A 21498-nucleotide genomic window follows, 5' to 3' on the forward strand; every position below is an offset into this window, starting at 1 on the left:
TTACGCAAATTTAAATTTTTCTATCAAGTCACTATGATAAATGCTTGCTACATCAGGATGTGAGCGTATCATTCTTTTAAAATAATTACTTGCAACATTTCTTAAAAGTGGATTTTTAGGATCAGTATCCACACCTTTGCTTTCTTTGGCAAGCTCTGGGTTTAACTTAAAAATAGGTATATCCTTATCAAGTTGCACTCCAAGAAAATAAGCTATGCTAAAGCGTTCTTTTGGGCTTAAATTCACGCGGTGAATAGTAGCTTTTAAATAGCCATTGGTAGCTAGTTCTAAAAATTCTCCTATATTAACTACAACACTATTTTCAAGTGGGGGTATGCTAAGCCATTTACCATCTATAAAAGCTTCAAGTCCGCTTTGTTTTTCTTGAAAAACAAAAGTGATAAGCCCACCATCTTTATGTGAGCCTACGCCTTGAGTGATATTTTTTGAGCTTTTTGGATAATGTATGATTTTACAATGTTCATAAGAATTTTCTCCATAAAGTTTATCAAAAGCATTGCTAGGTAGATCAAGAGCTTGAGCGAAGGCTTTTAAAAGCTTTAAACAAGCTTTTTTGGTTTGTTCGTGCCAAGTTAAGAAAGTTTTTTTAAGTTCTGGAATTTCACTAGGCCAAAGATTAGGGCCTTCTAGTCTTTGCCATAAAGGTGAGTTTAAATTCCAGTTTAAAGCATCTCTTTCTGTGCCTATATCCAGTTGTTCTCTATAATCCTTAGCTCCTGCTGTGTATTCAAAACCTTCGCTAGTATAACCTCTAAATTGAGAAGAATGCACCATAGAAATAAGCTCTTTCGAACTTCTAGGAAGATTAAAAAATTCTTTGCCAAGTTTGAATAATTTCTCATTTAAATTTTTATCTATACTAGTATTGATAAGATAAAAAAAACCTATTTTAGAAGCAATTTCTCTTAAGTTTTTAAGAAAAGTGCTTTTATCTTTTTCATAAGCTTGTAAATCAAGTATAGGTAAATTCATTTTTGCTCCTTAAATAAAATTAAGGATAAGAAGATATTTTGAATTAAATTTTATTAGAGAAATTTTTGTAAGTTAAGATTTTAAATAAGTATTTTGAAAAAAATAAACTTTTTGACTTTCTTACACATTATATCTCCTTATCCACTTTTTGGACCTTTGGAAACATAATGTTAAGCCAAAGGACGCACTAGATACTACACATCTCGCACATCAGTTTCATTTTTTCTCCTTTTAAAATAATAAAATTTCAAAATCATATATAAAAATATATTAATTAAAGCTTAATCATTTAAAAAATAAAGATTCTTTTTAAGCATTCTCGAGTTTTAATTCTTTGTTATTCATTATGCTAATACCTAGATTTAAAACTTTTTGGGCAATTTGTTTGGCTTCATCTAAAGAATGCATTGCGCAAGTTCCACATTGATAGATATTAAGTTCAGGAATTTTGCTTTGATCGCTTACACTTAAAACATCTTTCATAGCTGCTTCCCAAGCTTTTGCAATACTTTTCTCATTAGGTGTTCCAATTAAACTCATATAAAAACCCGTGCGACAACCCATAGGTGAAATATCAATAATTTCAACTGAATTTGAATTTAAATGATCTCTCATAAATCCTGCAAATAAATGTTCTAAGGTATGAGTACCTTTTTCGCTCATAATGTCTTTATTTGGTATGCAAAAACGCAAATCAAATACACTAATATCATCACCCTTAGGTGTTTTCATAACTTTAGCTAAACGCACAGCAGGAGCTAGCATTTTAGTATGGTCAACTTTAAAGCTGTCTAATAATGGCATTTTAACTCCTTAAAATATAAATTACTTAAGGATTATAGCATTTAAAGTTAATATTTAAAGCCTTTCTAAAAGAAAAAAAGATAAAATAAAACATTTAAAAATTCAAGGAAATTTTATGTTTGAAGTAGTTATAGGTCTTGAAGTTCATACTCAGTTAAATACAAAAACAAAAATCTTTTGCTCATGTGCAACTTCTTTTGGAGAAGCTCCAAATACTAATGTTTGTCCCACTTGTTTGGCCTTACCAGGAGCTTTGCCTGTTTTAAATGAAGAGGCTGTAAAAAAAGCTATAGCTTTTGGAAAAGCTGTCAATGCAACAATTAATAAAAAAAGTGTTTTTAATCGCAAGAATTATTTTTATCCAGATTTACCTAAGGCTTATCAAATTTCACAATTTGATATCCCTATAGTAGAAAAGGGTGAGCTTTTTATCAATGTAAATGGTGAAAATAAACGCATAGGTATTACAAGAGCGCACTTGGAAGAAGATGCAGGTAAAAATATCCATGAAAGTAATTTTTCTAAAGTGGATTTAAATCGTGCAGGAACTCCTTTGCTTGAGATTGTCAGTGAGCCTGAGCTTAGAAGTAGTGATGAGGCAGTAGCTTATCTTAAAAAACTTCATTCTATTATACGCTTTTTAGATATTTCAGATGCAAATATGCAAGAAGGAAGTTTTAGATGCGATGCAAATGTTAGCATAAGGCCTAAGGGCGATACAAAACTTTATACTAGAGTAGAGATTAAAAATCTTAATTCTTTTCGTTTTATCCAAAAAGCTATAGAATATGAGGTGAAAAGACAAAGTGAGGCTTGGGAAGATGGAACTTACGAACAAGAAGTAGTTCAAGAAACCAGACTTTTTGATACGACAAATTTAGTTACGAGAAGTATGCGTGGCAAAGAAGAAGCGGCAGAATATCGATATTTTCCTGATCCTGATTTATTGCCTGTTTTATTAAAAGATGAGTTTTTGGATATTAAAATTCCTGAACTTCCTGATGAGAAGAAAGCACGCTTTATAGACGAGCTTGGTATAAAAGAAAGTGATGCTGAGGTTTTAATCAGTTCTTTAGAAATGAGTCGTTTTTTTGAAAGTCTTATTTCTCAAAATTTAAATCCTAAGCTTTGCGTAAATTGGTTAAATACTGAACTTATGGGACTTTTAAAAGGAGAATTGACTATAGAAAATTCTCCCGTAGATGCTCAAAAGCTTGGAGTTTTAATTAAACGCATAGAAGATGGCACTATCAGTGCAAAAGCGGCTAAAGATGTTTTGGCTTTTGTATTTGAAAATACCAGTGTGGAAATTGATGATGCTATAGAAAAGCTAGGACTTAAGCAAGTAAGTGATGATTCAGCTATAGAAGCGGTGATTGAACAAATTTTAAATGCAAATGCTGATAAGGTTGCAGAGTATAAAAGCGGTAAAGACAAGCTTTTTGGATTCTTTGTAGGTCAAACAATGAAAGAGGGTAAGGGAGCTTTTAATCCTGCAAAAGTGAATGAAATTTTAAAAGCAAAGCTTGGTTGATGCGTATAGCGGTTATTGGTGCGGGAAAATGGGGTAGTGCTTTACATCTAGCCTTAAAAGAAAATCACAATTGTTTTATCAGTTCTTTGCATCAGCGTGATTTAAAAGATTTTGTTAGTATAAAAGAAGCTTTAGAATGTGAATATCTTATTTTTGCTTTAAGTTCTCAAGGAATGCGTACTTGGCTTAAAGAAAATTTCATCAACAAGGAACAAAAAATTTTAATTGCTTCAAAAGGCATAGAAGATCAAAGTTGTCAATTTTTAGATGAAATTTTTTTAGATTTTGTACCAAAAGAAAATTTTTGTGTTTTAAGCGGTCCTTCTTTTGCTGCTGAAGTAATGCAAAAACTTCCTACTGCTTTGATGATTAGTGGGATAAATCAAGAGCTTTGTAAAAAATTTGCAAGTTTTTTCCCTGATTTTATTAAAACTTATATTGATAATGATGTTCGTGGTGCTGAAATTTGTGGTGCTTATAAGAATGTTTTGGCGATTGCAAGTGGGATTAGTGATGGGTTAAAACTTGGTAATAATGCAAGGGCGGCATTGATTTCAAGAGGGCTTATAGAAATGCATCGTTTTGGTAAATTTTTTGGTGCAAAAGAAGAAACTTTTTTAGGATTAAGTGGGGCAGGGGATTTGTTTTTAACCGCAACTAGTGTTTTATCAAGAAATTATAGAGTGGGTTTAAAACTGGCGCAAAATCAAAAATTAGATAGTATTTTAGCCGAACTTAATGAAGTAGCAGAAGGTGTAAAAACTGCTTATGCTATAGAAAAACTAGCAAAAATGAAAGGAATTTATACACCTATTGTAAATGAAGTAGTGGCAATTTTTAAGGGTAAAAGTGTGCAAGAAGCAACGCAGAATTTATTAAAGCAAAATGATTAAGGAAAAATCATGATAATTAAAAATGCAAAAATTTATGGAGATTCTTTACAAGATATAGAGGTTAAAGAAGGAAAAATTACCAATATTGGTTCTAATTTACAAGGTGAAGAAATTTTAGATGCTAAAGGCATGACTTTACTTCCATCTTTTGTGGATTTGTGTGTGAGTTTAAAAAACGATAAATTTTCTTTAGCTAATTTAGAGCTTTTGGAAAATGAGTGTCTAAAAGGAGGAATTTCTAGTATAGTTTTGCGTGATTGCATGGATTTTGATGAAGAAAGTTTTGCTTTATTTTTACAAAATTTAGCTCAAAGAAAGATGCAAATTTTTTCAAGTGTGCGGGTTAAGGATACAAACGGCAAGCTTAAAAATTTAGCCACTCTTTTAAATAAAGGTGCTTGTGCTCTAGAACTTGACAGCTCTTTAGATGCAAATACTTTAAAAGTAAGTTCACAATATGCTTTTATGAAAGACTCTCCAATTTTTGTGCGTTGTTATGACAAGGATTTTGATGATAATGGAGTGATGAATGATTGTGAAATGAGTTTTGAGCTAGGGCTTATAGGCATGAGTAAAATCGCTGAAACTAGCCAGATAGCTAAAATGAAAGAATTGGCTAAATTTTATAAAAATAAAGTTATTTTTGATCTTTTAAGTTTGAAAGATTCTTTAGTATTATTGGATGAAAAGGATTTAAAACTTGTAAGCATTCATCATCTTATCAAAGATGATAGTGCTTGTGAAGATTTTAATACTGCTGCGAAACTTATGCCACCTTTAAGAAGCAAAGAAGATGTTTTGGCTTTAAGAGAGGCTTTAAAAGAAGGAAAAATTAGTTTTTTAACTTCTTTACATAGTGCAAAATCAATTTCTTTAAAAGATTTAGCTTTTGATGAAGCGGCCTTTGGAATCCATAGCGTATGCGAATTTATAAGTCTTTGCTATACTTTTTTAATCAAAGAAGGATTTTTAAATTGGCAAGAGCTTTGTCAATTTACAAGTAAAAATCCTAGTGAATTTTTAGGTTTAAATAGTGGAGTTATAGAAGTCGGAAAAGAAGCTAATCTAGTTCTTTTTGATGAGAATGAAGAAATTTTTGCTCCAAAAAGTTCTCTTTATTCTGAGGATAAACTTTTTGGAAAGATTAAAATGCATATAATTAAAGGAAAAAATATTTTAGAAAAATAAGCTTTACTTAAATTCCTAAAGATAGTTTAAATCCTAAAAATACAAGTGCTGCCATAATACCAGCGGCTGGTAAAGTGATAATCCAAGCCAATCCTATAGGCTTCATCATAATCCAATTTGCATTTTTATTATACACTCCTATACCCAAGATAGCACCTATGAGTATATGGGTGGAGCTAACAGGAATTCCAAATTGTGTAGCTAAGAGTATAACTATGCTTGCACCAAGTTCTGCAGAAAATCCAGTAGTAGGGCGTATGGTTGCAAGTTTTGAACCTACTGTAGTAATCACTTCTTTGCCTAAAAACCAAAGTCCTACAACTAGAGCAACTCCAAACATAGCTAAAGCAGCAAAAGGTACAGGAGAAGTCGCGTTAATTGTGCCGTTTTTTAAGACATCTAAAATCGCTGCAAAAGGACCTATAGCATTGGCTATATCATTGGCTCCGTGTGAAAATGCAAAACTAGAGGCTGTAAATATTTGAAACCATGAGAAAATTCTATCAGTAGTTTTATTAAGTTCTGTTTTTTTAACGATTTTGACTATAGCAAATGTTACAACATAACTTATAGTTCCTATAATTCCGATAATCCAAAAGTTTTGTAAAATATCCAAAGTGCTAACATTATTTAAACCTTTAAATAAAAACATTGCCGAAATGATAGCAGCAGCAATACAAGCAATAATTGGCATATGAGTTTTTAAAATAGAGTAAATATCTATATCTTTTTCTTGATCCTTAAATTCCTTCATTTTATTTCTATAGAAATTATTTTCTTGTTCTTCCTCATCTAAAGCTATAGCGGAAAGTTCTTTAATTTGTTCTTCTTGGGATTTTGTTTTTAAATTTAAAAAATATTCTTCTTTGAATTTTTTTCTTTCTTTTTTGATATTTTTCAAATCATCATTTAGTTTTTCTGATGGTTTTAAAATTTTCTTATCAATATATGAATAAATAATATAAGCTACAATACCCCCTAAAAGAGGCGAGGCTACCCAAGAAATAGCTATTCTTAAAATTTCACTCCATTTAACCATAGAGAGTGTTTGGATCCCATCAAATTTTAAAAGCCCCATCATAATGCTAGCACCTACAATCCCACCAACTATACTGTGTGTGGTTGATACAGGTAAGCCTTTCTTGGTTGCAATAAAAATCCAAACCCCAGAGCTTAAAAGTGCAGCAAGCATAATGATAACAAAAAGCATAGGATCTAAAGAATTTGGAAAAATAACAATACCGCTGCGTATGGTCTTAGTAACTTCTGCGCCTGCGAAGATTGCCCCGCTTAGCTCAAAAACAGCTGCTATAATTAAAGCTTGTTTAATGGTTACTGTTTTTGCACCAACGCTTGTTCCAAAAGAATTGGCTACATCATTTCCACCTATATTAAATGCCATAAAAATGCCAAATATAGAAGCAAGAATAAAAAGAATGAGTTGATGTTGCGAAATATAACCAAATCCCCAAATAACAAATGCGATAGTACTGATAATAAAAATAACAAAAGCTATGAGGTTGTCTTTTTGCATTAATAACCCTTTTTTATTTTAATTATACACTTATTTACTTTAAATTTGCTAATTTTAATTTTTAGTCTTTGTGGAATTTTTATTTATATTATTTTTTTATAATAAATACTCAAACAAGAAATAATAAGGAATATAAGAATAATGAGGGGTATTTTTTATATAATAGCATTGTTTTCTTTACTCAATGCTGATGAACTTACTGAGGCTTTGGTAAAGAATAATAATCAAAATTCTTGGGAGCACTTTGATTATAAAAATACCAAAGAAGCTCCAAAAATTCAAGAAGAGAATGTGGATTTTAAAAGCACTTTTGATAGCTTGCTTTCAAAAACTTTAGAAAATAATAATGGTATAGATAAAACAGATGGGAATTTAGATTTTCAAAATGAAAACGCGCAGGTTAAAAATTTAAGTTCTCTTTATGAGGGAGAGAATAATTCTTTGCTTTTTCAAAAAGAACTTTTTGTGGCTCAAGATAATTATAATTACTCAGGGGGCTTAATCAATCGTTATGAAAAAGATGATTTTTTATTTGGAGTTAATGGTTTTATTGACAAACAAAAGGAACAAAAAGATACTAAAAGCTTTGGTACAGAGTTTGGTTATAGTAAATTTATAAAGGCTTATAGTAATTATTACATACCCAATGAAGCAGAAAAAAATTTACAGCTTGGAATGAGTTTTGTAATTCCAACTTACACCGCTTTTGCTTTTGATATAAGCAAGGATAATGATAAAACTAATTATCAAGTATCTTACTCTCCTTATAGTGTATTTAGTTTAAATTTATTGCGTCGTGATTATAGCGCAAGAGAGACTGTTGATGATACCGTTGTTCAAGTTGGATTTAGTTTTAATTTCAATGAAAGTTTTTTAAAACAATTTAGGAAAAAAGATAATACTTTAGAGGAGGTTAATCGATATGATTTCCTCCAAAGAACCCATTAGTTCATTCCAGCATTATGGAATTTTTCTGGATTATCCATAGCATAGTGGAATTTTTCCCGATCAATTTGTTTATCCCAGATCGCAACGATTAAGGCTGCTACTGAATTTCCACAAAGATTTCCAACAGCCCTCATTTCAGACATAAATTTATCAACACCTAAAAGAACACCTATGGCAGCTACTGGTAGAACTTGCGCTAAGGTTGCATTTGCTTCTGAAATTTCCATATTTCCTAGAGCCGCAAGCGTACTTCCAAGCACTATAAAACCTGATCCAGTTACACCTACTGCACCTTTTGAAGCTATCATTAATACTATTAAAATACTGATTTCGTGTGCTAAACTTAAATTTACATTGAAAGCTTGTGCTAGAAAGATTAAGCTCATAGCTAGATAAATATTTGTACAATCAAGATTAAAACTATATCCCGTTGGTAAAACAAGTCCAACTGTTGCTTTAGAAAGTCCTGCTTTTTCTAGTTTTCTCATTAAAGGAGCAAGTGCAGACTCGCTTGAACTGGTTGCAAAAACGATCAATACTTCTCTTGAGATAAATCTCATAAATTTGAAGATATTTACTTTTGCAAAATAACAAATCAGACCTAAGATTCCAAATATAAAAACAAGACATGAAATCAGCATTACTAAAAGTAAATATGCTAAGTTGATCAAAGAGCCAATTCCGTATTGAGCTATGAGTACAGCCATTGCTGAAAAGGCGGCAATAGGACTAAAATACATAATGATTTGTAGAATTTTAAAAACAAAATTTTGTACCACTTCAAAAACTCTTTGAATTGCCTGTTTATCTTCTATTCTCATTAAAGAAATAATCAAAGCAGTAATTATAGCAATAACTAAAACTTGTATGGTTTTTCCTTCTGTAAAAGGCGTGATAATATCAGTAGGCATAGCATCTTTTAAAATATGCATAATCTCAGAGCTCGCACTTACTTCTGTGGTTTGAGAAATATATTTTTGAACGCTTTTTGTATCAAGTTGACTTGGATCAAGATTCATTCCATGGCCTGGTTGCATAACATTTGCCATAAAAATACCTATAGCAAGTGCTAAAGTACTTACAACTTCAAAGTAGATAACCGCTTTAGCGCCAATACTACCTACTTTTTTTAAACTTTCAAGACTAATGATGCCCAAAACCAAAGTAACAAAAATAATAGGACCTATAAGAACCTTTAAAGCACCTATAAAATAATCAACTCCTGGTTTGCTAGCAATGGCTAATTCTTTATCTGTATAACCAAGTATAATACCTGTAATAATGCCTATAATCACCCAAAATCCAAGACTTTTTATAATACGTTTATATAAAGGCGGTTTTCTTTCAGCTAAAGTTTGACTTAAAGTTTCCAAGTTTATTCACTCCTTGTGATCTTTTGTGAAATATAATTTTAACAATGTGTATTGTAAATTTTAACAAAAAAACAAATCTAGAAATACTTTCTTTTATATGATATGACAATTTTTTATATAAATGTTACAAAATTTCTCATTATTTGCATTATAAAATTTAAAATATTTTTGAAAATTTTATAATTTTGTAATTCAGTTTACTTTTTGTTATTTATTATTGGTAATAATTCTATTTTTGATTTATTTGTTTTATTGGGATGTTTTAAATTATGAAAGAAATAGTTTTGTCTGAAAATGCTTTAATTACTTCTAAAACAGATCTTAAGGGAAATATCATTTATGCCAATAATGATTTTTTAAAATACGCAGGTTATAAAGTCGATGAGCTTTTATATAAATCTCATAATATAGTAAGACATGAAGATATGCCACGTACTGTATTTAAATGTCTTTGGGATTATATTCAAAAAGGAGAAGAAATTTTTGCATTTGTAAAAAATAAAGCTAAGGATGGTAGTTTTTACTGGGTTTTTGCAAATGTAAGCGCTTCATTTAATGCTAATGGAAATATCATCAATTATTATTCTGTTCGTCGTGCGCCTAATAGAAAATCTCTTCCTATAATTGAAGAAGTTTATAAAATTTTACTTGAAAAAGAGCAAAAATCAGGCATTAATGCTGGAGTTTCAGCTTTAATGGATATTGTAAGTTCTTATAAAATGACTTATAATGAACTTGTTTTTAACTTACAAGAAAATAACTAAATAAGATATATTTAATCTTTTTTATTGTATAATTTTCGCCTAAAAATTAAAGTATTACTTTAATTTATGACTTCAAAAATTTTTAATAAAGGGGTAAATTATGATGAAAAATGGATTATTATCAACTATTTTTCTAAGTGTTATCGGTGTTTTAGGTGCCATTTTTATTCATATTTATGTTGGAGCGATAATTTTTGTTTTAATCGCTGTTTTAATGATTTATTTGCTTAGACAACACAAAGATGAGCAAATAATGATAGATAAACTTTTGGTTCTTTGTAGAGAGTTAAAAGAGGGTAATTTTGACAATAGAATCATCTATGTAAAAACAAAAAGCAAAAAATTAGCTGAAATAGCAGATAATCTTAACAATACTATTGATGGGCTAGAAGCTTACTTAAGGGAAATTAATACTTCTATTTCTTGTTCTCAAAAAGGTGAATTTTATCGCAAGGCTTTGCCTGAAGGTTTAAAAGGAATTTTTGCTCATAATATCGAATTTATAAATAAAGCTTTAGCAAACATAGAAGTGACAGCAAGATCTACTTTTAAAAATGCTTTATCAAGAACTTTAATGGATTTAAGCCTTGGAAATCAAAATAAAGACATGTCTCAAATTTCTAGCTCATTAAATCAAGATATTAGTATGATGAAAATGTATATGATACAGTTGATGCCATTACTCATACAGCTACAGAAAATGGCTCAGAGGTGGATTCTTTGCAAAGTGCTATGGGTTCTTTAATGGATGTTGTAAATTCGAGCAAGGAAACAGTGCAAACTTTTGTGGCTAATTCCCAAAATATTACTTCAGTGGTTGAAGTAATACGCGATATAGCCGATCAAACCAATCTTCTAGCTTTAAATGCTGCTATTGAAGCTGCGCGTGCAGGAGAGCATGGTAGGGGCTTTGCGGTTGTGGCTGATGAAGTTAGAAAGTTAGCAGAAAGAACCCAAAGATCTACAAGTGAAATTTCTATTGCAATTCAGACTATGCAACAAGATTTTGTAAATATCCAAAGTGGCAGTGAGCAAGTTTTTAACATTGTTAGTGAATCTGAAGAAAGAATTAATAAATTTTCTCAAGCTTTTAAACGTCTAGAAGAAAATAGTAGTGCGCTTGGTGTTAATTTTGGATCCTTTGCAAAGAGATTGATTTTGTCTGTGGTTAAAATCGATCATATTCTTTATAAATCAAATATATATTTAAATTTAAATGGGGCTCAAAATTTCAATCTTGAAAGTGTAGATCCAATTTCTAATCTTTGTCAAGATGAGAGAGCTCAAGGTGTTATTAATGAGCTTAGTTCTGAAACTGAGTTAAATTTAGCTAAAGAATTTATAAAAGATAACGCTAAAAAAGCAATAGAAGAATCAAGTCAAGATTATATCGATCAAAAAGCTTATGATGCGATTGTAAATGATATTAAATCACTAGAGCAAAGAAGTGCTGAGATCTTAGCAAAATTAAAAATATAAATTAAGAGGGTGGGAAAATGTCAAGAGAAATTTTTTTACAAGAAGATAGTTTAATTACTTCTAAAACGGATTTAAAAGGTAAAATAGTTTATGCAAATGATGATTTTTTAAAGTATGCAGGTTATACTATGGGTGAAGTTTTAAATAAACCTCATAACATAGTAAGACATGAAGAAATGCCAAAAACTGTTTTTAAATATTTATGGGATTATATGAAAGAAGGCAAAGAAATTTTTGCTTACGTAAAAAACAAAACCAAAGATAACAATTACTACTGGGTTTTTGCAAATGTAACCCCATCAATAGACATTAATAATAATATCATAGGCTATTATTCCGTTCGTCGTATGCCAAATAAAAGTGCTATTTCTACAATAGAAAGCCTTTATAGTGATCTTTTAAGAGTAGAACAGCAACAAGGTTTAAATAAGGGTGTTGAGATGCTTAAAAATTTCTGCAAAGATGCAGATAAAACTTATAATGAGCTAATCTTCTCTCTTCAAGAAGCTAAATAAATTTTTGTTAGACTTAAAACGAGTTTGTTTTAAGTCTAAATATTATATAATCTTTCTTTTAAAAATTCACATTTTTCAAGGCAAAATATGTTTGATGTCATTGTTATAGGTGGTGGACATGCAGGTGTTGAAGCAAGTGCTGCTGCTGCTAGAATGGGTAAAAAAACTTTACTTTTAACTACATTGATTGAGCAAATAGGAGCGGCAAGTTGTAATCCAGCTATAGGAGGGCTTGCTAAAGGGCATTTGGTAAAAGAACTTGATGCCATGGGTGGTCTTATGGGTGAAATCACCGATGAAGCAGGGATACAATTTCGCATTTTAAATGAGAGTAAGGGTGTAGCCGTTCAAGGAAGTAGGGCACAAATTGATATGGATAAATACCGTATCATTGCACGTAATAAACTTTTAAAACTTCCAAATTTAGAAATTTCTCAAGAACAAGCGAGTGTTTTAATCGTAGAAAATGATGAAGTTAAAGGCGTAAAAACAAATTTAGAAAATACATATTTTGCCAAAAAAGTGATCCTAACAACAGGAACTTTTTTAAATGGACTTATTCATGTAGGTGAAAATAAACTTCAAGCAGGAAGGGTAGGGGAGCTTGCTTCGGTAAATTTAGGCAATTATTTGCAGACTTTGGGTTTGAAAATGGGGCGTTTAAAAACAGGAACTTGCCCAAGAGTGGATGCAAAAAGTATTGATTTTAGTGTACTTGAAATTCAAGATGGTGATGTAAATCCTAAAGCTTTTAGTTTTCGTTCAAGAAATTTCAATCCTACTCAACTTCCTTGTTATATTGCACGCACTAATACAACTACACATGAGATTATTAAGAATAATTTTTATCGTGCTCCGCTTTTTACAGGACAGATTGAAGGTGTAGGACCAAGGTATTGTCCTTCTATAGAAGATAAAATCAATCGTTTTAGCGACAAAGAAAGTCATCATCTTTTTATAGAACCTCAAACTATCGATGCGACGGAGTATTATATCAACGGTTTTTCTACTTCTTTGCCTTATGAGGTACAAATTCAAATGCTGCGTTCTGTAAAGGGTTTTGAAGATGCTAAAATAACCCGTTTTGGTTATGCTATAGAATATGATTATATAGAGCCAACTGAACTTAAGCATACTTTAGAACTTAAAAAGATTAAAAATCTTTATTGTGCAGGACAGATTAATGGAACTACAGGTTATGAAGAGGCTGCAGCACAAGGCTTTATAGCAGGAATCAATGCAAGTTTAAGCATAGATATGAAAGAGCCTTTGATTTTAAGGCGTGATGAAGCTTATATAGGAGTTTTAATCGATGATTTGGTAGTAAAAGGCACAAAAGAACCTTATAGAATGTTTACTTCAAGAGCGGAATTTAGACTGCTTTTAAGGGAAGAAAATGCTATACTTAGACTTGGAAAATATGGCTATGATTTAGGGCTTTTAAGCGAGCAAGATTTTACTTATATACAAAATATCGCAAACAATCTTCAAAAAGGACTTGAATTTTTACTTTCTAAAGAATTTACGCCTAACAACCAAAATAATGCTTTTTTAGAGAGTTTAGGAGAAGATAAAATTTCTTCTATAGTCAATCTTCAAAAAATTGTTGCAAGAGCAAGTTTTGATATAGAAAAATTAAAAAAACTTGACCCTATATTTGAAACCATGGATAATTATTCTTTAAGAGAAATTTTAAACGAGGCAAAGTATTATCATTATATCAGTATGCAAAAAGCCCAAGTAGAAAAAATGAAAAATCTTAGCGAGCTTAAAATTCCTGAAAATTTTGATTTTAAAAGTGTAAGTGGTTTGAGTAATGAGGTTGTAGAAAAACTTAATCATCATAAACCTCCAACCATTTTTGCTGCAAGTCAAATCAGTGGAATCACTCCTGCAGCGTTAGATATTTTACAAATTTATATCAAAATGCAAAAGAAAAAAGCTTAAATGCTTGCTTTTTTTATTTTTTTATCTACTTTAGTTTTACTTTTTTGGCGTCCATGGAATTTACCTATTTGGGTATTTTCTAGTTTGGGGGCTTTTTTTGTTTTTATTTTTCAATTGGTAGATTTTAAAGATGCTTATTTTGTTTTTTCTTTGGTTTGGGATAGTTCTTTAACTTTAGTTGGGTTGATTATCCTTTCTTTTAGCTTGGAAGCTTTAGGATTTTTTGATTTTATTGCGAGTAAAATTTTGTATTTTTCTAGAGAGAAAAATCAAGAAAAAATTTATATCAGCACAAAAAAATTGATGTTATTTTTGTTGATTTTTGTCTTTTTTCTTTCTGCATTTTTTGCTAACGATGGAGCGATTTTAATCATTACACCTATTATTATAGCTTTATTTTCAACTCTTAAAGATTGTAAAAATCATGCTTTTATTTTAAGTTCTTTTTTGCTTAGTCTTTCTTTTTTATGTGATGCAAGTTCAAACGCTTTGGTTATTTCAAATTTAACCAATATCATTACAGCAAATTATTTTAAGATAGAATTTTTAGAATTTGCTAAAAATATGTTTTTGCCAAATTTTTTTGTTTTGCTTTCTACTATAGTTATGGTTTTTGTGCTTTATGTGAGAGTTTTGCCTAAAAGGCTTGAATTTAAATTAGTTAAAAAAGAGCAAATTTCATCGAAGTTGTTTTTTCTTTGCATAGTATTTTTATTTCTTTTTGTGATCAGTTTTTTTATAGGTGAAATTTTTGATATTAAAATAAGTTTTTTTGCTTTGCTTTGGGCGGGAATTTTTTGGCTTATTGTTTTAAAAATTCAAGGTAAAAAAAGTATTAAAATTCTTTTTGAAGCACCTTATGGAGTTTTGCTTTTTAGTTTTGGGCTTTATATGGTAGTTTTTGCTTTACATAAAATAGGTGTGAGTGAAATTTTGGTTAAAAGTTATGCTTTTTTGATGCAAGATAAGAGTGGAATTTTTGGCGTGGCTTTGATTTCGGCTTTTGGATCTTCTGTGTTTAATAATTTGCCTATGGTTTTAATCGGAGATTTGGCATTAAAAGAATATTTTGAGAATTTTTCTTTTGATTCTTTGATGATTTATGCACATCTTTTAGGAGTAAATATAGGCCCAAAACTTACGCCAATAGGTTCTTTGGCAACTTTGCTTTGGCTTGGAGTTTTGGCTAGAAAAGGCATTAATATTTCTTTTTGGCAGTATTGTAAATTTGGCTTTTTGATAACTTTACCCGTGCTTGTTTTTTCTTTTTTTACTCTTATTGTCTAAATATCAAAACTTATTAAACAAAGAAAAAATTTATTTTAATTTCGATAAACTTTTAACTTGGTTAAAAAAATAAAATTGAAAGGACAAGTTATGGCTACATCTGAGAGTAGACGAAGCTTTATGGGTTTTGCATTTGGAAGCGTAGCTGCTGTAGGTGGTGTTTTCTCGCTTGTTGCGATGAAAAAAACTTGGGACCCGCTTCCAAGTGTTAAAGCTGCAGGTTTTACTACAGTGGATTTATCAGGAATGCAAGATGGAGAGCTTAGAACTTTAGAATGGCGTAAAAAACCTATTTTTATATTAAAAAAAGATGCAAGTATGCCAAAAGATGCAAAACGCGATGTTGTGGTAGATAACGCAGCTTATACTGTGGTTATAGGACTTTGTACGCATTTAGGTTGTATACCTGCTTACCAACCAAGTGAGCAATTGTTTAAATGTGCCTGTCATGGTGGAGAATTTGATACAAGTGGAAAGAATGTTTTTGGACCTCCTCCAAAGCCTCTTGAAATTCCTCCTTTTAAAATTGATGGAACCAAACTTGTTTTAGGTGAAGAGGGTCCTGAATATAAAAAAATGATAGCGGAGGCTTAAGATGGCACAAATTAGAAAAGCTAATGGCCTTGTAGATTGGCTTGATCAAAGACTTGCAGTACATAAACTGCTTGATGTTTTAATGGTAAAGTATTGGATACCAAAGCAAATTAACTTTCTTTGGGCAATGGGGGTTATTTTAACCACTCTTTTTGCAGTGCTTTTTGTTACAGGACTTTTACTTGTAATGTATTATAAACCAGATACCGCACTTGCTTTTGATAGTGTGAATAAGACTATTATGCAAGAAGTGGATTATGGATGGCTTTGGCGTCACATGCATGGTGTTGCTGCTTCTGTTGTATTTTTGATTATATACATACATATGCTAACAGGAATTTATTACGGTTCTTATAAGAAAGGTCGTGAGATGATTTGGGTTAGCGGTATGCTTTTGTTTGTTGTATTTTCTGCTGAAGCTTTTAGTGGGTATATGCTTCCTTGGGGACAAATGAGTTATTGGGCAGCCCAAGTAATCACTAATCTTTTTGGAGGGATACCATTTATTGGCCCTGAGCTTGTGATTTGGATTCGTGGGGATTATGCGGTTTCTGATCCAACTTTAACAAGATTTTTTATGCTTCATGTGTGCTTGCTTCCTATAGTTATCATTGCTATTATAGCATTTCACTTCTATTCTTTAAGAATTCCTCATGTTAATAATGAAATTTCTGAAGAACTTGACTTTGACTTAGAGGCTGAAAAGTACATGGCAGGTGACACAAAGGGTTCTAAAGTGATTCCTTTTTGGCCAGGATTTTTATCAAAAGATTTTATGTATATAAGCTTTTTTATGATTTTCTTCTTTTATTTGGTCTGTTTTAAATTTGAATTTGCAATGGATCCAATTAATTTTGATCCGGCTAATGCGCTTAAAACACCAGCTCATATTTATCCTGAGTGGTATTTCTTATGGAGTTATGAAGTTTTAAGAGGATTTTTCTTTGATATTGCAGGTATTAAAGCTTTTGATATAGGTTTGGCTGCATTTGGTATTGCTCAAGTGATTTTCTTTTTACTTCCTTGGCTTGATAGAAGTGATGTTGTAAAACCGGCTCATGAAAGACCTTTATTTTTCATTTGGTTTTGGATATTGCTTATCGATTTAATTGTTTTAACAGTTTATGGAAAATTACCTCCAACAGGTGTAAATGCTTGGGTAGGATTTTATGCTTCTATAGTATTTTTACTTTTACTTATTGTAGTTTTACCGGTTATTACTATTATGGAGAGAAAAGGAGCTAAACAATGAGAGAAATAAAAATATTTTTAGTTGTAGTAGTTTTTACTGCACTTGTATATTGGGGGGTAGAGCCTTATGCTCATTCAGTAATGAAACCTCATGTTGCTCCTGCAAATTTTGATTTTGCTGTAGAAGATACTACTTTTGCAAAAGGTATAGTTGAAGCTAAAGAATTAGCTCTAAAAGATGCGCAAGCTTCAGGAGACGCTAAAAGAATAGAGAGTGCAAACAAAGAACTTGAAAAAGCAAAAGAAGAATTAAACAAGGTTGAAATACTTTGGGCAGATGTTGCAAAGATCGATTTTGCTAAGGGTGATGCAAAAAAAGGTAAAGAATTTTTTGAAAATAACTGTTTTGCATGTCATGGTCTAAAAGAAGATGGAATAACAGCTAATATTACTGATTCTTCTATGGGAGTAATACCACCTGATCTTAGTGCAGCTGGTGCTATTTTTGATGAAAAATTTTTAGCAGCTTTGATTATGCATCCTGCGCTTGCTTTAAAAGTAGATCATAAATTTGGTGATGCTTTTATTATGACAGCTTACAATAAAGATAGTTCAGGAGAAAGTGAAGAAGCTACAAATGCAAATATAGCCAATGTAATTGCTTATCTTAAAGATGTGAGTGTTAAATTTGAAGCCAATGAAGATGCTACTATTAAGAAAGATGTTGAGGCAAAATATGCTAAAATGGAAAATAGTGCTCAAAAAGTGGCTTTAATGGAAAAAGATATAAAATTTGCTAAAGATAAAGCAACTTTTATTGAGGCTTGCGGACGTTGTCATGATATGAAATACGATAGCTTTTTTACTCCATCAAATCAAAATGATTTAAAAACTTATTTAGGTTCTGTTCCGCCTGATCTTTCTATGATGATAAGATCTCGTGGTGAGCAATATTTACATGATTTTATTAATAACACTCAAAAACTTCTTCCAGGAACCGCTATGCCAAGAGTAGGTTTAACAGAAGCTGCACAGGCTAAGGTTGTATCTTATATTGATCAAGTAGGTGATAGCAAGAAAGAAGAAAGAAAAACTACAGGAATTTATGTAATGATATTCTTTGTAATTTTAAGTATTTTTGCTATAGGTTGGAAGCGCTCTGTTTGGTCTAAATTACATTAATATTACATTTTTTGCCATTATTTAATGATAATGGCAAAAATCTTATTTTTTCTTCATTTTTATTAATTTTTAAACCTAATTAAGAGATACTATCAAATAATAATTCTTATTAATTGGAGTATGTCATGCTTGAAAAACAAATGATTAAATTTATTCTTTCAAAATGGAATTATGGAAATTTTAGAATTGTATTTTGGGATCAAGAAGAATTTCATGTGGGTAATCAGTCTGCTAAATTTTCTTTAATTTTCAAAGAAAAAATACCTTTTTTAAAATTATTTAGTGATACGAGTTTAGTTTTTGCAAAACATTATATGGAGTCTAAACTAGAAATAGAAGGTGATTATGATGAAATAGCTAAAGTTTTGTATTATTTTTCAAATAAGCGTTTTTTAAAAAATACAGAGGATATCTTGAGTAAAATAGCCCAAAAACAGGAAAGTAAAAATATTAAAAGTCATTATGATATAGGTAATGATTTTTATAAGCTTTGGCTTGATGATACTATGAGCTATTCTTGCGCTTATTTTAAAGAGCCTAATAATACTCTTTATGAAGCTCAAATTAACAAAATAGAACATACTCTTAAAAAACTTGATTTAAAAGAAGGAGAAAAGCTTTTAGATATAGGTTGTGGCTGGGGTTGGCTTTCTATTATGGCGGCTCAAAAGTATGGAGTTAGAGTTGTTGGAATTACTATTTCAGAGGAGCAGTGTAAAAAAGCCAAGGAAAGAGTAAAAGAACTTGATCTTGAAGATAAAATAGAAATAAGACTTCAAAATTATCAAGATTTAGAATTTGAAAATTATTTTGATAAAGTTGTTTCTGTGGGTATGTTTGAACATGTAGGCAAAGAGAATTTAGGACTTTATTTTATGAAAGTAAAACAAGTTTTAAAACCTGGAGGTTCTATGCTTTTACATTCTATTTTAGCCATGTTTGAAGGAAAAACAAATGCTTGGATAGATAAATATATTTTTCCAGGAGGATATTTGCCTTCTTTAAGAGAGGTTGTAAGTGCTATGAGTGAATGGGATTTTCATCTTCTTCTAGCAGAAAGTTTAAGAATGCACTATGCAAAAACTTTAGATTTATGGGATGAAAATTTTAATAAAGTATTGGACAAGGTGAGGGAAAAATATGATGAAGAATTTATAAGAATGTGGGATTTATACCTTCGTTCTTGCGCCTCTGCTTTTCGTGTTGGAAGCGTGGATTTGTTCCAATTTTTAATCACAAAGGAAATTAATAATAATTTAAGTCTCACTAAAGAATACATATATAAGTAAAAACTAAACTTAAATTTGATAGAATCTTAGCTTCATTTCACACACATCAATCCTTTTTAGCTTGTGTAAATTAAGGGATGTGGAGGAATAAAGCTAAATTTATAAGGAGAAACTCATGGTTAGTATGAGAGATTTATTAGAATGTGGTGTGCATTTTGGACATCAAACAAGACGCTGGAATCCAAAGATGAAAAAATTCATTTTTGGCGAGAGAAAAGGTATTTATGTAATTGATTTACAAAAAACTTTAAGATATTTTAGATATACCTATAATATCGTTCGTGATGCTGCCGCTGAAGGAAAAACTATACTTTTTGTTGGAACAAAAAAACAAGCAGGTGGAGCGATTAAAGAATACGCTGAAAAATGCGGTATGCCTTATGTAAATCATAGATGGCTTGGCGGTATGATGACAAATTTTGGTACTATTCGCCAATCAATTAGAAAATTAGAAGTAATTGAAAAAATGGAAGAAGATGGAAGTATTAAGCTTTTAACTAAAAAAGAAGCTTTAATGCTTACAAGAAAAAAAGAAAAATTATTAGCTTATTTAGGTGGAATTCGTTATATGAAAACTCAACCTGATATGATTTTTGTTGTTGACACAGTAAAAGAAAAAATTGCTGTTCAAGAAGCAAATAGATTAAGAATTCCTGTTGTAGCTCCACTAGATACAAACTGTGATCCTGATTTGGTAACTTATCCTATTCCAGGAAATGATGATGCAATTCGTTCAGTGCAACTTTTCTGTCAAGAAATGGCTGAAGCGATTAATGAAGGAAAAGCTTTAAGAGAGCAAGATGGTGAAGCTTTAGCAAATGAAGAACAAGAAATTACCGATGAAGAGAAAAAAGAAGTTTTAGATGAAGCGATGAGCGAAGAAGACTTTGGTGAGGAGCAAGAATAATGGCTGAAATTACTGCTGCAATGGTAAAAGAACTCCGCGAAAGTACAGGCGCGGGGATGATGGATTGTAAAAATGCTTTGAGTGAAACTAATGGAGATTTTGATAAAGCAGTACAATTTTTAAGAGAAAAAGGTTTAGGTAAGGCTGCTAAAAAAGCAGATAGACTTGCTGCAGAAGGTTTAGTGAGTGTAAAAGTAAGTGATGATTTTACAAGTGCAACTGTAAGTGAGATTAATTCTGAAACGGATTTTGTGGCAAAAAACGATCAGTTTATTGCTTTAACAAAAGATACTACAGCTCATATTCAAAGCAATAGCTTGCAAAGTGTGGAAGAACTTCATTCAAGCACAATCAATGGCATAAAATTTGAAGAATATTTAAAAAGTCAAATTGCAACTATAGGAGAAAACTTAGTTGTAAGAAGATTTGCAACTTTAAAAGCAGGTGCTAACGGCGTTGTAAATGGTTATATCCATACAAATGGCCGTGTTGGTGTTGTGATTGCTGCAGCTTGTGATAGCGCTGAAGTGGCTTCAAAATCAAGAGATTTGTTAAGACAAATTTGTATGCATATTGCAGCAATGAGACCAAGTTATTTAAGTTATGAAGATTTGGATATGACTTTTGTTGAAAATGAATACAAAGCTTTGGTTGCTGAACTTGAAAAAGAAAATGAAGAAAGACGCAGACTTAAAGATCCAAATAAACCTGAACATAAAATTCCTCAATTTGCAAGTCGCAAACAATTAAGCGATGCAATTTTAAAAGAAGCTGAAGAAAAAATCAAAGAAGAGCTTAAAGCTCAAGGTAAACCTGAAAAAATTTGGGACAATATTATCCCAGGTAAAATGAATAGCTTTATAGCCGATAATTCTCAACTCGATAGCAAACTTACTTTAATGGGTCAGTTTTATGTAATGGATGATAAAAAAACTGTAGAACAAGTAATTGCCGAAAAAGAAAAAGAATTTGGCGGAAAAATTAAAATTGTTGAATTTATTTGCTTTGAAGTTGGCGAAGGTTTAGAAAAGAAAACTGAAGATTTTGCGGCTGAAGTTGCTGCACAACTTTAAAAA

At 30.9% G+C, this 21498-nt stretch carries 18 protein-coding genes and 1 pseudogene; 15 read left to right on the forward strand and 4 right to left on the reverse strand.

What is annotated here, in order from left to right:
- Together FBE93_RS02625 and luxS are read right to left on the reverse strand one after the other, a co-directional pair.
- Nucleotides 1–993, reverse strand: coding sequence for an isopenicillin N synthase family oxygenase (locus FBE93_RS02625; RefSeq protein WP_002933848.1), 993 nt, complete (start codon nucleotides 991–993; stop codon nucleotides 1–3).
- A 309-nt stretch (nucleotides 994–1302) separates the two neighbouring features.
- Nucleotides 1303–1797: an S-ribosylhomocysteine lyase gene (gene luxS, locus FBE93_RS02630; protein ID WP_002933849.1), complete on the reverse strand. Its 495-nt coding sequence runs from the start codon at nucleotides 1795–1797 to the stop codon at nucleotides 1303–1305.
- A 115-nt stretch (nucleotides 1798–1912) separates the two neighbouring features.
- Between luxS and gatB the strand changes: the two genes are divergently transcribed.
- Genes gatB through FBE93_RS02645 form a run of 3 tightly spaced genes read left to right on the forward strand, consistent with a single transcriptional unit; the run spans nucleotide 1913 to nucleotide 5412 of the window.
- Nucleotides 1913–3331 carry an Asp-tRNA(Asn)/Glu-tRNA(Gln) amidotransferase subunit GatB gene (gene gatB / locus FBE93_RS02635; RefSeq protein WP_002933850.1) on the forward strand — a complete coding sequence of 473 codons (1419 nt, stop codon included), beginning with the start codon at nucleotides 1913–1915 and terminating at the stop codon, nucleotides 3329–3331.
- Entirely contained in the window at nucleotides 3328–4224 is an 897-nt protein-coding gene (locus FBE93_RS02640; protein WP_072225864.1) for an NAD(P)H-dependent glycerol-3-phosphate dehydrogenase, read from the forward strand. The genes gatB and FBE93_RS02640 overlap by 4 nt, the downstream gene beginning before the upstream one ends.
- A gap of 9 nt (nucleotides 4225–4233) precedes the next feature.
- Complete coding sequence (locus FBE93_RS02645; protein ID WP_002933852.1) at nucleotides 4234–5412, forward strand: metal-dependent hydrolase; 1179 nt, start codon at nucleotides 4234–4236, stop codon at nucleotides 5410–5412.
- A gap of 7 nt (nucleotides 5413–5419) precedes the next feature.
- Here the strand turns inward: FBE93_RS02645 and FBE93_RS02650 are convergent, their stop codons facing one another.
- Entirely contained in the window at nucleotides 5420–6946 is a 1527-nt protein-coding gene (locus FBE93_RS02650; RefSeq protein WP_002852729.1) for an inorganic phosphate transporter, read from the reverse strand.
- A 141-nt stretch (nucleotides 6947–7087) separates the two neighbouring features.
- Here FBE93_RS02650 and FBE93_RS02655 point away from each other — a divergent pair, with 141 nt between their 5' ends.
- Nucleotides 7088–7894: an inverse autotransporter beta-barrel domain-containing protein gene (locus FBE93_RS02655; protein WP_002933853.1), complete on the forward strand. Its 807-nt coding sequence runs from the start codon at nucleotides 7088–7090 to the stop codon at nucleotides 7892–7894.
- Here the strand turns inward: FBE93_RS02655 and FBE93_RS02660 are convergent.
- Nucleotides 7891–9267: a cation:dicarboxylase symporter family transporter gene (locus FBE93_RS02660; RefSeq protein WP_002933855.1), complete on the reverse strand. Its 1377-nt coding sequence runs from the start codon at nucleotides 9265–9267 to the stop codon at nucleotides 7891–7893. The genes FBE93_RS02655 and FBE93_RS02660 overlap by 4 nt on opposite strands.
- Nucleotides 9268–9536: 269 nt before the next feature.
- On the opposite strand from FBE93_RS02660, the gene cetC reads away from it, so the two are divergent.
- The 11 genes and pseudogenes from cetC to tsf all read left to right on the forward strand — a co-directional run bounded on the left by cetC (nucleotide 9537) and on the right by tsf (nucleotide 21495).
- On the forward strand, nucleotides 9537–10031 hold the full coding sequence (gene cetC / locus FBE93_RS02665; RefSeq protein WP_002866202.1) for an energy taxis response protein CetC: 495 nt from the start codon (nucleotides 9537–9539) through the stop codon (nucleotides 10029–10031).
- 100 nt (nucleotides 10032–10131) lie between these two features.
- Nucleotides 10132–11510, forward strand: a pseudogene (cetA, locus tag FBE93_RS02670) (bipartate energy taxis response protein CetA).
- 17 nt (nucleotides 11511–11527) lie between these two features.
- On the forward strand, nucleotides 11528–12025 hold the full coding sequence (gene cetB, locus FBE93_RS02675) for a bipartate energy taxis response protein CetB (RefSeq protein ID WP_002866200.1): 498 nt from the start codon (nucleotides 11528–11530) through the stop codon (nucleotides 12023–12025).
- 87 nt (nucleotides 12026–12112) lie between these two features.
- On the forward strand, nucleotides 12113–13972 hold the full coding sequence (mnmG, locus tag FBE93_RS02680; RefSeq protein ID WP_002933856.1) for a tRNA uridine-5-carboxymethylaminomethyl(34) synthesis enzyme MnmG: 1860 nt from the start codon (nucleotides 12113–12115) through the stop codon (nucleotides 13970–13972).
- On the forward strand, nucleotides 13973–15259 hold the full coding sequence (locus FBE93_RS02685; RefSeq protein ID WP_002933858.1) for an arsenic transporter: 1287 nt from the start codon (nucleotides 13973–13975) through the stop codon (nucleotides 15257–15259).
- 90 nt (nucleotides 15260–15349) lie between these two features.
- The gene (locus FBE93_RS02690) at nucleotides 15350–15853 is read left to right on the forward strand and encodes a ubiquinol-cytochrome c reductase iron-sulfur subunit (RefSeq protein ID WP_002933860.1); all 504 of its coding nucleotides are present in this window, start codon (nucleotides 15350–15352) and stop codon (nucleotides 15851–15853) included.
- 1 nt (nucleotide 15854) lies between these two features.
- The gene (locus FBE93_RS02695; protein ID WP_002852758.1) at nucleotides 15855–17105 is read left to right on the forward strand and encodes a cytochrome bc complex cytochrome b subunit; all 1251 of its coding nucleotides are present in this window, start codon (nucleotides 15855–15857) and stop codon (nucleotides 17103–17105) included.
- On the forward strand, nucleotides 17102–18226 hold the full coding sequence (locus FBE93_RS02700) for a cytochrome c1 (RefSeq protein ID WP_002933862.1): 1125 nt from the start codon (nucleotides 17102–17104) through the stop codon (nucleotides 18224–18226). The genes FBE93_RS02695 and FBE93_RS02700 overlap by 4 nt, the downstream gene beginning before the upstream one ends.
- 125 nt (nucleotides 18227–18351) lie before the next feature.
- Entirely contained in the window at nucleotides 18352–19515 is a 1164-nt protein-coding gene (locus tag FBE93_RS02705) for a cyclopropane-fatty-acyl-phospholipid synthase family protein (protein ID WP_002933865.1), read from the forward strand.
- A gap of 115 nt (nucleotides 19516–19630) precedes the next feature.
- On the forward strand, nucleotides 19631–20422 hold the full coding sequence (gene rpsB, locus FBE93_RS02710) for a 30S ribosomal protein S2 (RefSeq protein ID WP_002933867.1): 792 nt from the start codon (nucleotides 19631–19633) through the stop codon (nucleotides 20420–20422).
- A complete protein-coding gene (gene tsf / locus FBE93_RS02715; RefSeq protein WP_002933869.1) occupies nucleotides 20422–21495 on the forward strand; it encodes a translation elongation factor Ts in 1074 nt (357 codons plus the stop codon). Before rpsB ends, tsf begins: the two co-directional genes overlap by 1 nt.
- Nucleotides 21496–21498 lie beyond the last annotated feature (3 nt).

The organism is Campylobacter sp. CFSAN093229, from assembly GCF_011068225.1.
In the GTDB taxonomy this organism is placed as follows: Bacteria; Campylobacterota; Campylobacteria; order Campylobacterales; family Campylobacteraceae; genus Campylobacter_D; species Campylobacter_D jejuni.

What these genes read in the sequence shown, in the direction of transcription:
- FBE93_RS02625 (WP_002933848.1), bottom strand. Translation starts at nt 993, where the DNA reads ATGAATTTACCTATACTTGATTTACAAGCTTATGAAAAAGATAAAAGC.
- luxS (WP_002933849.1), bottom strand. Translation starts at nt 1,797, where the DNA reads ATGCCATTATTAGACAGCTTTAAAGTTGACCATACTAAAATGCTAGCT.
- gatB (WP_002933850.1), top strand. Translation starts at nt 1,913, where the DNA reads ATGTTTGAAGTAGTTATAGGTCTTGAAGTTCATACTCAGTTAAATACA.
- FBE93_RS02645 (WP_002933852.1), top strand. Translation starts at nt 4,234, where the DNA reads ATGATAATTAAAAATGCAAAAATTTATGGAGATTCTTTACAAGATATA.
- FBE93_RS02650 (WP_002852729.1), bottom strand. Translation starts at nt 6,946, where the DNA reads ATGCAAAAAGACAACCTCATAGCTTTTGTTATTTTTATTATCAGTACT.
- FBE93_RS02655 (WP_002933853.1), top strand. Translation starts at nt 7,088, where the DNA reads ATGAGGGGTATTTTTTATATAATAGCATTGTTTTCTTTACTCAATGCT.
- cetC (WP_002866202.1), top strand. Translation starts at nt 9,537, where the DNA reads ATGAAAGAAATAGTTTTGTCTGAAAATGCTTTAATTACTTCTAAAACA.
- cetB (WP_002866200.1), top strand. Translation starts at nt 11,528, where the DNA reads ATGTCAAGAGAAATTTTTTTACAAGAAGATAGTTTAATTACTTCTAAA.
- mnmG (WP_002933856.1), top strand. Translation starts at nt 12,113, where the DNA reads ATGTTTGATGTCATTGTTATAGGTGGTGGACATGCAGGTGTTGAAGCA.
- FBE93_RS02685 (WP_002933858.1), top strand. Translation starts at nt 13,973, where the DNA reads ATGCTTGCTTTTTTTATTTTTTTATCTACTTTAGTTTTACTTTTTTGG.
- FBE93_RS02690 (WP_002933860.1), top strand. Translation starts at nt 15,350, where the DNA reads ATGGCTACATCTGAGAGTAGACGAAGCTTTATGGGTTTTGCATTTGGA.
- FBE93_RS02695 (WP_002852758.1), top strand. Translation starts at nt 15,855, where the DNA reads ATGGCACAAATTAGAAAAGCTAATGGCCTTGTAGATTGGCTTGATCAA.
- FBE93_RS02700 (WP_002933862.1), top strand. Translation starts at nt 17,102, where the DNA reads ATGAGAGAAATAAAAATATTTTTAGTTGTAGTAGTTTTTACTGCACTT.
- FBE93_RS02705 (WP_002933865.1), top strand. Translation starts at nt 18,352, where the DNA reads ATGCTTGAAAAACAAATGATTAAATTTATTCTTTCAAAATGGAATTAT.
- rpsB (WP_002933867.1), top strand. Translation starts at nt 19,631, where the DNA reads ATGGTTAGTATGAGAGATTTATTAGAATGTGGTGTGCATTTTGGACAT.
- tsf (WP_002933869.1), top strand. Translation starts at nt 20,422, where the DNA reads ATGGCTGAAATTACTGCTGCAATGGTAAAAGAACTCCGCGAAAGTACA.